A 12,861-nucleotide genomic window follows, 5' to 3' on the forward strand; every position below is an offset into this window, starting at 1 on the left:
CTTTTTATTAGTTAGATTCTGTCTTTGAACGTAGCATGAGCAATCTTTCTTTGCTATCTACTGTGCCTTCTGTAACAGGAGTAATTGATTCATACGACAAAGAATTGGTAATAATCACCATTACCGTATCATCATAACCGGCCTGCTTGAGCTTTTGCTGATCAAATCTTCCCAACAGCTGGCCTTTCTTTACCTTATCTCCTACCTGAAATTCTGTCGAAAACCCTTGACCATTTAATTCAACTGTATCAATACCTATATGGATCAAAATTTCTCCACCAGCATCTGTTTTCAACCCATAGGCATGTTTCGATTCATAAACAACAGTCAGTTCACCATCGGCTGGAGCAAATAAAAGTCCTTCCGTTGGTCTGATTGCTATTCCTTTCCCCATCATCTCTTTAGAAAATACAGGATCTTCCACTGTCTGCAGTGATATCAGTTTACCAGAAACAGGAGCGACGATCACTTCTTCTATCACACGTTCCTCCTCTTTTGCAACACTCGGTACATCTGCTGTTTCCGGTTCTTCACTAGCAAGTAGGTATGCGTGTTTTTTTCCATAAAGATATGTTGTAGTGAAACCAACGAGTAAACTGATCAGGATACCTATCATGAAAAAAGGAATCTGATTAGGCGTAATTGAAATAAAGCCGATGACGCTGGCGGGACCTAAAGCAATAGCAAGTACATGGAAAAAACCGATGAACATGGAGGAGATCCCGGCAGCAATCATTCCACAAATAAATGGAAACTTTAATTTTAGATTGACACCAAAAATTGCTGGCTCTGTAATTCCTAGTAAAGCAGAGATGCTAGCAGAAGTTGCTAAACTTTTTTGCTTTGTATTTTTAGTCAATAACATGATGGCAAGTGTTGCTGCACCCTGTCCAACGTTTGCCATTGAAGCAACTGGGAAAATAAATGTTCCTCCCGTTCGAGCCACATCAGCCAATAAAGATGTTTCAATTGCTGGAAAACTTTGATGAAGACCAGTGATCACGATTGGTGAATAGAACAAACCAAAAATCCCTAATCCGATTGCTCCAGTTGTTTGATACAACCAACTCAACCCTGCTGTTAAGCTGTCTCCGACTGCTTGCATCACTGGACCAACCACAACGAATGTCAAAAAACTTGTAATGATAATGGCTAACATCGGTGTAAATGTATAATCAAATGCATTAAGTAAACGTTTATGGAAGAATTTCTCTAAATTCGCCAAAATCCATGAAACAGCTAAAACTGGTAAGACCGATCCTTGGTAACCTGCTTGAGCAATGTTTAACCCAAAAATATTCCAATAAGGCATTGTTCCTTCTGCCACAGCATTTGCTACGCTGTACCCATTGACCAGCTCCGGCATCACCATCGCCATTGCCATTGCTGCTCCTAGATAAGGATTGCCACCAAATCTTCGCGTTGCTGAAAAACCTACTAGGATCGGGAGAAATGCAAATGGAGCAGAAGCCAGTAAATTAATAATGCTAGTCACATCTTTTAAATTAGGATACATCTCAATCACTGATTGTGGTCCGAATAGATCTTGTGCGGTCAAAACATTATTGATTGCCATCAATAACCCACCTGCGACTAAAGCAGGAACAATTGGTACGAATATATCAGACAGTACTTTGATCAAGGACATAAAAGGATTCTGTTTCTTCCCTGATTGTGCTACCGCTTTCAAATCGTCAGTCGATGCTTCTTTTGTACCGGTCAGCTGTATAAGTTCGTCGTAAACGTTATTCACATCACCTGCGCCTATAATGATTTGGAATTGATGGTTTGCTTCAAAGGTTCCTTTTACTTCATCAATGGCATCTAGTGCCTTTTGATTCACTTTCGCTTGATCTTTTAATACTAAACGCAAACGAGTTGCACAATGTGCGGCAGCTTGGATATTATTTTCCCCTAGTGCGTCATTGATTTCTTTTGCCACTTTTTTATAATCCACTTTTTGTCCCCCCTATATAATCTAAACATCAATTTTTTGTAACCGTTATCCTAGCTTGAGTATGCCACGACACTTCACAATTGTCAAACGTTTATCAAAAATAAAGCTTATCTTTTAAATTAAATAACCAGTAATAAAATAATACAAATAACAATAATGATATACGTTTGACATTAATGTTGGTTCGAGCTATTCTATAATAGAATACGTTTACAAGGAGTCGTACTTATGAATAATAATTTTAAATGGACACGTCAACTACGTTATCAAGCTTATCAGGCGTGGCCTCAAGAGTATCAAACACTGTTAAAGGAACAAGTAGCTCATTCTCCTTGGCGTTTGGATTACCACATTCAACCACCTTCTGGTTTGTTGAACGACCCAAATGGTTTTTCTTTTTTCAACGGCAAATGGCACTTATTTTACCAAGCTTATCCGATGGGCACTGTTCATGGGTTAAAATCTTGGTACCACTTGACTTCTAAGAATTTAGTCGATTGGCAAGAGGAAGGATTGAAACTTCTGCCCAGCACATCATATGATAGTCATGGCGTCTATTCCGGTTCAGCACTTCCGGTTAATGACAAATTATTTTTGGCCTATACAGGCAATGTCCGTGATGAAAATTGGACACGCACTTCGTATCAGTTGGGTGCATGGATGCAACCTAATGGCGAACTATCAAAATTAACCACCCCACTGATTTCTAAGCCACCTTACGGCTATACACAAGAATTTCGAGATCCTCAAGTGATTTTTTATAAAGACGAATATTTGTTATTGTTGGGTGCACAAAATCAAAATAAACAAGGAGAAATTTTAGTTTACCGTAGTTCCGATCTAGACACTTGGTCTTACGCAGGTCCTTTACAATTTACGCAACAATCGATGGGATTTATGATCGAGTGTCCTAACTTAGTATTCATCGACGGAAAAGCGCTATTGCTTTTTTGTCCACAAGGCTTAGAACAGTCTAATCTGGAGTATCAAAATATATACCCGAATGCTTACATCATCGGAGAAGCCTATAACATCGAAACGAATCAACTTACCCAACCTTCAACCCTTAGAAATCTTGACGAAGGCTTTGATCTTTATGCTACTCAAGCATTCAACGCTCCTGATGGTCGTGCCTTAGCAGTTAGTTGGATCGGGTTGCCTGAAATCAGTTATCCGACTGATCCATTTGGCTGGGCTCATTGTCTAAGTATCGTCAAAGAGTTGACGATCGAAAATGGGACACTCCATCAACGTCCTGTAAAAGAAATGAGTCAATTACGGATTGATCCGCCATGTTCTTTGAATCAATCAGTCTCACAGATAAATACCGAGCAAAATCGCTACGAAATCAACTTAGAGTTTAAAGAAAATCAAAGTGGAAAAATTCATTTATGTAGTGATCCCATGGGAAATAACGGATTGATCCTCTCTTTCGATCGCAGGCATGGTAAAATGAAAATAGATCGTAGCTTATCAGGAGAAGTATTTGCAGAAGATTATGGTGTCACAAGAGAATTTACAATTTCACAAGAACCTTTGTCTTTACAAATCTTTGTTGATATTTCTGTAGTCGAAATCTTTATCAATGACGGTAAACAAACGGCTACTGCCCGAATTTTCCCTTCAAGCGAACAGACCACACTCTTGATCGAATGTGACCATGCCTTCTCAGGAACGCTTTGGAAGTTACGTAAAATGAATGAATAGAGGGTAAGTTAAATGGTTGTTAAATTAACCGATGTAGCCAAAAAGGCTGGAGTCTCACCAACCACTGTATCACGTGTCATCAATAACTACGGCTCATTGAGCCAAAAAACAATCGATAAAGTAAATCAAGCAATGAAAGAATTAAATTATCAACCCAATTCATTGGCTCGTTCTCTTCAAGGAAAAAACACCCAATTGATTGGCTTGATTTTTCCTACAGTTGCCAACCCTTTCTTTGGTGAATTAGTCGAACAATTAGAAAGTAAACTATTTGATTTAGGATACCGTTCAATATTATGCGATAGTGCAAACAATAAAGAAAAAGAACGAAACTACCTCAACATGCTAGCTGCAAACAAAGTAGATGGTATCCTTGCTGGAGCACATAATCTGGGTATCCAAGAATACGAAAATATTGAACTACCCATTGTCTCCTTCGACCGCTATTTAGCCGAAGGCATTCCAATTATCAGTAGTGACAATTTACGTGGTGGATACTTAGCTACCGAAAACCTTTATTTAAAAGGTGCCAGAAACATTGCCATCTTAACTGGCTCCCAAGAATCAAATTCACCGACCAATCAACGATTGAATGGATATTTGGCATTTATGGAAGAATTCCAGTTAGAGCCGCACGTGTTTCATTTTCATTCTACTGCCCGCTCAACTGCTTTAAAAAATTTAGAGATCAAACGGATTTTAGAAATGGAAACAATTGATGCTTTATTTTGTACAGACGATTTAACTGCTATTTTAGCCTATAATCTCTGTCAAGAGTTGCATATTAAAATTCCTGAAGAAATAAAAATCATCGGGTATGATGGAACAAAAATGATTCAAAATTATTTCCCACAGCTCTCGACCATCGCACAACCAATTACAGATATTGCTGACATCTTAGTCGACCTAATGCTCCAACGGATCCAGGATCCAGAGAAACCACTTGAATCCAACTATGTGTTACCAGTGAAATTGATTCAAGGAAGCACGACATGAAACAATCAGCGATTTGAATGAAAGTATATCTTCTATTTTCCTATTACTAGAAGATATACTTTTCTTAGGCGTTGCTTCTAGCTTCGTTCAGCTGATTTAAGTCAGGCAAAAAACCAAAAAGAGCTGGACAATGTCCAACTCTCTTTTTATAGAAACTTTATATTAATCCGGCTAATTTCTTAGCGTCATCCAAATCACGCGGACAAACATCCATTACTTCTTTATTTGAAGCAACTTAACGCAAGCGTTCTACATCACGTGCAATCATTAATTCTTCATCTGTTGGGATGACTAATACTTTGACTTTTGAGTCTTTTGTTGAGATGTCTAACTCTTCACCACGTAATTTGTTCAATTCTGGATCGATCTCACAACCAAACCATGTCATACCTTTGATCACTTCGTTACGCACATGACCATCGTTTTCTCCGATACCCGCAGTAAATACGATTGCGTCAACGCCGTTCATTGTTGTTACATAGCCACCGATATATTTACGGATACGGTCAACAAATACATCATAAGCCAAACGGATCTCTTCTTTATCGTAATTGTTTTCAAGGTCACGCATATCACTAGATAGATTTGTTAACCCTAAAAGACCAGATTTTTTGTTTAAGATATCAACCATTTCATTGATATCGATCGATAATTTTTCCATTAGATAAGGTAAGATCGCTGGATCGATATCACCAGAACGAGTACCCATCGTTACACCAGCTAATGGCGTGAAGCCCATTGATGTATCAACAGATTTACCACCGTCAACAGCAGTAATCGAAGCACCATTTCCTAAATGACAAGTAATGATTTTTAAGTCTTCGATCGGCTTACCTAACATGTCTGCCGCACGTTCAGAAACATAACGGTGACTTGTTCCGTGGAACCCATATTTTCTCACTTTAAAATCTTCGTAGTAAGCGATTGGTAAGCTGTACAAGTAATTGTGTTTCGGCATAGTCGCATGGAAAGACGTATCAAAGACAGCTACACTTTGGATATCTGGCAAAATTTTCTTAAATGCTTTGATTCCCATTAAGTTGGCAGGATTATGCAATGGTGCAAATTCTGCTAATTCTTGGATGCGTGCCATTACTTCTTCATCGATGACTACAGAGTCACCATAAGTTTCTCCACCGTGAACGACACGATGTCCGACACCTGTGATTTCATCATATGCGCCTAAAATATTTAATTCGATCAATTGATCCAATAACATTTTTACAGCAACTTCATGATCATCAATATCTAAGATTTGTTCAAATTTTTGGCCTTCACCATACTTGATTGTAAAAATTGAATCATTTAATCCAATTCTTTCAACGATTCCTTTAGCAACTACAGTTTCTTCTGGCATTTGGTATAACTGCCATTTTAAACTTGAACTTCCAGCATTGATTGCAATTGTTTTTGACATGTTACTCTCCTTTTTGGTAAATAGTTATAAGGAAGCTGATTTCCAGTTTTTAAATTCGTTAAAAAACTTCGTCACCTTCTCTGGTTCTTTTAGTGAATCAAGTTTAACAAGCAGTACTTCTTTGGTTTGTTTTGCTTGTTCGCCTTTTTTCTGTAAAATCAAAATACTTTTTTGTGATTGCTTATTTCGGAACAACTCATCCGGCAATTGGATCATACCTTGAAGATAGCCTTCTTCTTTAAACCATTTTTTAATGTACTCGCTTTGCTCTGTCTCCAAGAAATTGCTTGGCATCAAGAACAAACCGAAACCATCTGGCTTGACGAATTTCATTGCCTGTTCCAATAAAAGATGATGAGCATAACTGTGACCTTCTGTCGCGCTTGTCAAAAAGTCTTGCGCTTTTTGATCATTCGGATAAAATCCGATTGGCAAGTCACTGATCGCGACATCAACTGGTTCGATCAATAAGTCTTGTAATCCATCTTGGTGAAAGTATTGAACACTCGCTTGCGTCAACTCACTTGTAGAAGCCGCAACAGACAGTAGTGTATCATCGATATCCACACCAAAACCTTCTGTATGGTATCCAGCAATGTTTAGGTTTAAAAGAACTGTTAATAACAAATTGCCCATTCCTGCTGAAATATCCAAGACACCGATTTTTTCTTTATGATCAGGAAATAGTTGTTCAATCAAGAAAACAAACAAGAAACCAATACTATCTGGTGTCAATTGATGGTTTGCTTGTAAGTGCTCGGTTTGACTTCCCTTTAACAAAAGTAACTGCGATAAACGACGCCACTCTTCCGGTTCAAATGATAATTCACTCAGTTTTTGATAAAGCTCTGAGATCTGTTGGGTTGTCTTTTCATTTGGTACACCATCTACTACACGTACTTGATAGTTGTCTCTTAAATTTTCGGCATTTTCAACATAAGCTTCTAAAAAAGAAGTTCCCAATGCGTTTTGTAAAAGCTGAATAGCTTCCAGGTTTTGCTCAAACCCTTGTTCCATTTTTTCTGGTAACATCGTGCGCCTCATTTCTAGATATATTATAACAATTATTTTACCTGTTTAATTCTAACGAACAATCGCTAAAATTTCAATCGTTTTCATCCTTTTTCTTTGTGAAATAGCGAACATTCAACACCTTCAAAACAGCTGTATTACAGAAAAGAACGGTTATTGCTTTGGAACCTCTTAATCTGTAGTATTATCTGTATCAATGACTCGCTCTGTAAATTCAAATCGGAAAGGTGAAACAGTTATTACTAACTCCACTAGGTCCTGTTTGACTGTATACTGGACCGTGCCTACATTGTAATCATACTCCCCTTTGCCTTGCTCTTCCAACTGATTGGATTCCATCATAAACATTTGCTTGATGATCTTTGCTTGGTAATATTTTTTGATGCGTAAATAACTGTCTATTTTCAGACGATAACTTTCAAGTAAGCCTTGCATGAAGAATATACACAATAGAAAAAGTGCCAAGGTCGAAAACAACACATTCCCTTTTAAACGCTTATGTTTTTTGCTTTGTCCAAATACCATACTTGTTATCTCCATTCATAAATTCGACATGCAGTAAAATCACTTGATCTTCTTCTTTGAATTGGACACGCGTAACACCTGTCAGCATAGGCTGATGACCACCAGTAGTTCCACGTTTTCTGATCATTTGCTGATAGCCTTCTATGACGAACGTTTTCTCGTTTTGATAATATAAGCGATTCTCAATGATCGAAATACGTTGACTTGAAGCAAGTTCGTTTTCGAATTGAGCTAAGAAAATCAACCATTCTGTTTGTTCGTCTTTTTGAAAAAATGTATTCATCTTTTCGCTTTGTCGAATGAAGAGACCAAATGATAAAAGAATCGTATTTAGAATAAGTAACGCAATCAAACATTCAATCATTGTAAAAGCAGATACTTTATTTTTTCCGTTCAATGACGATCACTTCATTTCCATCACTGATTGAAACTTTCTTTATTTGCTGACTTTGCGTATCGATTACTGTAGTTCCCTGCTCCCACTCCGCTGGTCTTGTCGGCAACTCTCCATACCTACGATAGTTTCTCACATCTTCGTACAATGTCCTCAACAGAAGAATTTCTCGGTCTTTGGTTTGTTCTTGTTGGACCAAGAATAAATTACCAGAACTCATAATATAAATACTCATGGCTGTGATCATTAGCGCGGTTAGCGATTCAAGCAATACAAAGCTAGCTATATTGGATTCTTTTGATATAACGACCACCTCCTAGTTGGAATTGGTAAATGATTCTTTGTTTCTTTTCTGGCCAATAAAATTCATATGCCTTCAACGAGCTTTCGTTCCCTGTCTTCGCTGCATAAGTAATCGGTGCATGACGTTGGATGGTCAAAGCTTCAGGGATCGGCAACTCTTGCCACTCCATTGATGAGTAAGGAGGCACCTCAAATAAAAGACTATGGCGCTTTGGTTCATAATAAAAACGAGTAGCTTGTTGATGGATAATCGCACTTTGTTGTACGAGATCGATCCTTTTTTCCAACTGATCAAAAAAACGATGGATCGATTGTTCTTTTTCTAAAGAATGGAATGAGAGAACAGGAAAGATAAAAAAAGCAAGGGAGACAATCAAGACCATGATTGTTTCTGCTAAAGTGTAAGCTTCGGTGAGGTATTTGTTAGTTCTTGCGATACGCATCGGCATGTTCCTGTTTGATATATCCTTCTCGTAACAGCTCATCAATACTTGGAATTTTCCCGTCGTTTTGTAATGCGTAAAGTTCACTTTGAGCATCAATCAGTTGCATGACTGCTTCACGACCTTCCTTATTGACATGATCACGATAACGAGAAATATTTGGGATAAATAGTAAAACCAACGCACTAATGACGAGTAAGACAATCAACATTTCAATCAGTGTAAAACCTTTTAGACGAGCCATTCTTTTTCTATTCTTCATATTAGGACCTCCTCAATATTTCCATATACTGGCAACAAGATAGCCGCATAAATCAGTAAAATCAATACAGCAATCCCTAAGAAAAGGACTGGTTGGACCCAGTGCAACCAACGATGGATCTTTTGAAAAAATTCTTTACGTGTCAGATCACTGTAAAACAACAATTCTTTGCCTAAATTCCCTTTAGCTTCTCCTTGTAGTACGATTTGACTAAACTCGGTCGTCAAAAAACGGTATTGCTCAAATTGTTGCGCTAAAGGAATACCTAGTTCGAGCCCTTCCATTAATTGATACGCTAAAGACTGGACCAAACTTCCTTCTTTAGTTTCTTTCAAACAGCGAATAATTTGTTTCAAGTCGAGGCCTTCATAAAATAGTTTGCCTATTTCTAACGCTAGATAAGCTGATTGATAGGAACGATAGATCTTTCCAATCATCCATTGCTTACTGATCCACTCACTTCTTTTGACAACTTCCCACTTTTTCAAGCGGAAAAAAATCACTGAACCACAAAAAATACTACTACCAAAGGCACCTAAGAATAGCCAATGACTTGATTGAAGCAGTCGAATCCCCCAATGTGTCGTGGTGACCATATCGGACTGAATCAATTGAGGCAAGACGAACTCACGTAGACTAACTAAAATGCCGACTAAAAAGACCAGCAATACCAGTGGATAGCTGATGACCTTTTTTAATTCTTTCCGAAATTGTTCAATCAATCGAAATTGTTCAGCGATGCCCTTTAAAGTTTCGACTAAATTTCCATGGACTTCTGCCAGTTCCACCTGTACGAGTTGCTCTTGCTTAAACCCCAATTGCTGAAGAACAAAATGAAAAGATTCGCCAGCTTGAAGATTTCTTTTGGCGAAATGGACATAAACTTGTGGTATCAGTCGAAGCAATTCCAATAAATCAATCGCTTGCTGTAAACTAAAGCCATTCAAGAGTAATTCACCGATCGTTTGGATAAAACGAGCTTGTTGCGTATGATCCATAGGTTTAAAATGGATAGGATTGCCAAACATTTTTTTGTGCCTCTTCATAACTAGCTCTCCATTCTTTTCTTTCGATTTCATTGTCAGAAAAACAATAAGACCACAATGCCGTTGGTTGTTCATTGAAATCAGGCAGCAACTCTTGATAGACAATGCCGGACAAACATTCGTCAAATCCATCGTTGTTCGTTAGTTCCTTCATCCTTGCCAAGGTTCCCTTGAGATCTCGTGCATGGACCGTAGCAAATACACGATGGCCCGTCAATGCTGCTCGAATTGCTGCATCTGCTGTCTTTTTATCTCTGATTTCACCGACAATCAATAAATCAGGACGATGACGTAAGGCTAGTTTTAATAGCTGATCATAAGTCTGGTCAATTTTTTCATTGACTTGTAACTGTAAAAACAATGGCTCCTCAATTTCTACTGGGTCTTCGATCGTGATTACTTGTTCTTCATTCCTACGAGCAAGGTGATACATCAATGACGTTTTACCAGAGCCGACCGGCCCACTAAACAAAAATAATCCACGGTTGTTCGTACTCCGCTCAATAACTTGCAAGTCTTTGGGGACAAAACAGCGAAAACTTTTCTCCCTCAACGCATAGAGTATCCGGATAACCAAGCTCTCTCTTTGTAAATAATCACCTACTGATGAGAGTCTTAGCCTTATCTTTCGTTGATCCACTAAATAAGTCAGTGAGCCTAGTTGTGCTTTTCTTCTTTCACCGATATCCATTTGTCCTAGGTACTTAAAACTAGCGATCAATTGTTGGCCAATCTCAAGGGAGAGCGATTTTTGGAATGTTCGTTTTTTACCTTTACGAAAATAAACCTTAAAATCTTCTACATATGGCAAAATATAGATATCTTGCACTTTATTTTTAGCTCCTCCACAAATGATCTCATTAGCTAAATCTTTTATCTTCATTTCTCTGCCCTCCAAGAAAATATACGTCTTTTTAAGATGAATCGTTTATTTTTACAAAATTTAATGAAAATCATGGGTTAAATCCGAATTTATGTTATACTAGTAAAAATTTATTTGGGGAGGTTTCAGAGTGGATTCGCACTTAAACAAACACATTGCAGTTGCAGGAAAAAAACAACCCGCTGATTTAGTTATCAAACATGCAAAAATTGTCAACGTCTTTACGAAAACAATCATGGAGGGTGATGTCGCTGTCTGCGACGGAAGAATCGTAGGTATTGGGGAATACGAAGGTACGACGATCTATGATGCAAAAGGACAGTATTTAGTTCCTGGTCTGATCGATGGTCATGTGCATATCGAAAGTTCTCTGTTAGCACCTAAAGAGTTTGCGAAAATCTCTCTATTACATGGTGTGACGACAGTAGTAACTGATCCTCACGAAATCGGAAATGTCGCCGGAAATTTGGGCCTTGAATTTATGCTGGCAGATGCAAAAGAGACGCCGATGAATATATTCATCATGCTACCTTCTTGTGTGCCTGTCACACCATTTGAAACAAGTGGCGCTGTCTTAGATGCAAAAGCACTTGCTCCTTTTCTTGAGTATCCTGAAGTACTTGGTCTAGCTGAAGTAATGAACTATCAGGCAGTCGCTTCAAATGAGCAAACGATTATCGATAAATTACAGCTGATGCATCAAAAGAACAAAAAAATCGATGGCCACGCCGCAGGAATCAACGGGGACGACTTAAACGTTTATTTAACTGCTGGCATTCGTACAGACCACGAAGCAACGACCGCCCAAGAAGCGGAGGAGCGTTTAGCGCTAGGAATGTATTTGATGGTTCGAGAAGGAACCGTCGCAAAAGATCTACAGGCACTCTTACCTGCTATCACACCTGACAATTCACGTCGCTGTTTATTCGTGACCGATGATAAATTGATCGATGATCTTGTAGCAGAGGGTTCAATTGATCATATCGTTCGTCAAGCAATCTTGGCGGGAATGGATCCACTACAAGCCATCCAGATGGCTTCATTGAATGCGGCAGAATGTTTTGGTTTACAACATTTAGGGGCAGTTGCGCCAGGCTATCAGGCAGACTTTTTCTTAACAGATGACTTGAACAAGTTGCCGATCAATACCGTGTTCCATCAAGGAGAAACGGTTGTGGCAGATGGACAGTTGGCTCCTGATCTTACAGAAATAAAAAATCAGCCAGCGATTGACGCGTTACCCAAAATGGCAGTTGCACCATTTGATCCAAACTCATTGACATTGGCTTTAGATTCAACAACCGCTCATGTCATCGAGATCATTCCAAATAGTTTGTTGACAAACGATTTATTGGAGCAAGTTCAAGTCGATAATGGTTCTTTCACTCCTTCAGTGGCAGATGATCAACTAAAGATTGCTGTCATCGAACGACATCATGCTACAGGAAATATTGGTCTAGGAATTGTCAAAGGGTTCCAACTAAAAAGGGGAGCCTTAGCTACTACTGTGGCTCACGATTCACATAATATCGTCGTTGTAGGAACAAATGATGAAGATATGTGCTACGCTGCTGAACAATTAATCAAAAAAGGTGGTGGGATGATTGTTGTAGATCAACAAACTGAATTAGCTTGTTTACCATTACCTATTGGCGGTTTGATGTCACTCGAACCTTATGAAACAGTTAATCAGCAATTACTGAACTTGACTGACCAAGCGCATCAGTTAGGCGCAAGTGAAGCATTCGATCCTTTCTTGACACTTTCATTTTTAACATTATCAGTTATTCCTGAATTGAAAATCACCGATATGGGACTCTTCTCTTTTTCAAAATTTGCCTTGATTCCCGTCTGTGACCAAAAAGACTAAAAAACAAAAAAGAAGAGACAAGAACT

General features: G+C 38.5%; 13 protein-coding genes. 3 read left to right on the forward strand and 10 right to left on the reverse strand.

The genetic code is table 11. From position 1 onward, the window contains the following. Window positions 1–7: 7 nt before the first annotated feature. Window positions 8–1,957, reverse strand: coding sequence for a sucrose-specific PTS transporter subunit IIBC (locus IGK77_RS13185; RefSeq protein WP_074801260.1), 1,950 nt, complete (start codon window positions 1,955–1,957; stop codon window positions 8–10). Window positions 1,958–2,185: 228 nt separating this feature from the next. Here IGK77_RS13185 and IGK77_RS13190 point away from each other — a divergent pair, with 228 nt between their 5' ends. Beyond that, window positions 2,186–3,664 (forward strand): sucrose-6-phosphate hydrolase, encoded by a 1,479-nt coding sequence (locus IGK77_RS13190; protein WP_074801258.1) that lies wholly within the window; start codon window positions 2,186–2,188, stop codon window positions 3,662–3,664. A gap of 12 nt (window positions 3,665–3,676) precedes the next feature. Further along, the gene (locus IGK77_RS13195) at window positions 3,677–4,660 is read left to right on the forward strand and encodes a LacI family DNA-binding transcriptional regulator (protein ID WP_071867717.1); all 984 of its coding nucleotides are present in this window, start codon (window positions 3,677–3,679) and stop codon (window positions 4,658–4,660) included. Window positions 4,661–4,895: 235 nt separating this feature from the next. Here the strand turns inward: IGK77_RS13195 and IGK77_RS13200 are convergent, their stop codons facing one another. From IGK77_RS13200 to comGA, 9 genes are all read right to left on the reverse strand, one after another. Further along, window positions 4,896–6,077, reverse strand: a complete 1,182-nt coding sequence (locus tag IGK77_RS13200) for an acetate/propionate family kinase (protein WP_062806107.1) — start codon at window positions 6,075–6,077, stop codon at window positions 4,896–4,898. A gap of 24 nt (window positions 6,078–6,101) precedes the next feature. After that, complete coding sequence (locus IGK77_RS13205; protein WP_074801255.1) at window positions 6,102–7,109, reverse strand: class I SAM-dependent methyltransferase; 1,008 nt, start codon at window positions 7,107–7,109, stop codon at window positions 6,102–6,104. Window positions 7,110–7,280: 171 nt separating this feature from the next. Then, on the reverse strand, window positions 7,281–7,634 hold the full coding sequence (gene comGG, locus IGK77_RS13210) for a competence type IV pilus minor pilin ComGG (protein ID WP_019722632.1): 354 nt from the start codon (window positions 7,632–7,634) through the stop codon (window positions 7,281–7,283). Continuing rightward, on the reverse strand, window positions 7,606–8,031 hold the full coding sequence (gene comGF, locus IGK77_RS13215; RefSeq protein ID WP_254905439.1) for a competence type IV pilus minor pilin ComGF: 426 nt from the start codon (window positions 8,029–8,031) through the stop codon (window positions 7,606–7,608). The genes comGG and comGF overlap by 29 nt, the downstream gene beginning before the upstream one ends. Further along, complete coding sequence (locus tag IGK77_RS13220; RefSeq protein WP_071867715.1) at window positions 8,015–8,248, reverse strand: hypothetical protein; 234 nt, start codon at window positions 8,246–8,248, stop codon at window positions 8,015–8,017. The genes comGF and IGK77_RS13220 overlap by 17 nt, the downstream gene beginning before the upstream one ends. Before the next feature lie 58 nt (window positions 8,249–8,306). Continuing rightward, the gene (comGD, locus tag IGK77_RS13225) at window positions 8,307–8,774 is read right to left on the reverse strand and encodes a competence type IV pilus minor pilin ComGD (RefSeq protein ID WP_074801253.1); all 468 of its coding nucleotides are present in this window, start codon (window positions 8,772–8,774) and stop codon (window positions 8,307–8,309) included. Further along, window positions 8,755–9,036, reverse strand: coding sequence for a competence type IV pilus major pilin ComGC (gene comGC / locus IGK77_RS13230; protein ID WP_010734198.1), 282 nt, complete (start codon window positions 9,034–9,036; stop codon window positions 8,755–8,757). Before comGC ends, comGD begins: the two co-directional genes overlap by 20 nt. Then, a complete protein-coding gene (comGB, locus tag IGK77_RS13235; protein ID WP_071867713.1) occupies window positions 9,033–10,082 on the reverse strand; it encodes a competence type IV pilus assembly protein ComGB in 1,050 nt (349 codons plus the stop codon). Before comGB ends, comGC begins: the two co-directional genes overlap by 4 nt. Then, window positions 10,039–10,965 (reverse strand): competence type IV pilus ATPase ComGA, encoded by a 927-nt coding sequence (comGA, locus tag IGK77_RS13240; RefSeq protein ID WP_071867712.1) that lies wholly within the window; start codon window positions 10,963–10,965, stop codon window positions 10,039–10,041. The genes comGB and comGA overlap by 44 nt, the downstream gene beginning before the upstream one ends. 130 nt (window positions 10,966–11,095) lie before the next feature. Between comGA and ade the strand changes: the two genes are divergently transcribed. Further along, complete coding sequence (gene ade, locus IGK77_RS13245; RefSeq protein WP_074801245.1) at window positions 11,096–12,835, forward strand: adenine deaminase; 1,740 nt, start codon at window positions 11,096–11,098, stop codon at window positions 12,833–12,835. Window positions 12,836–12,861 lie beyond the last annotated feature (26 nt).

The organism is Enterococcus sp. DIV0806c (assembly GCF_051710905.1).
In the GTDB taxonomy this organism is placed as follows: Bacteria; Bacillota; Bacilli; order Lactobacillales; family Enterococcaceae; genus Enterococcus_B; species Enterococcus_B mundtii.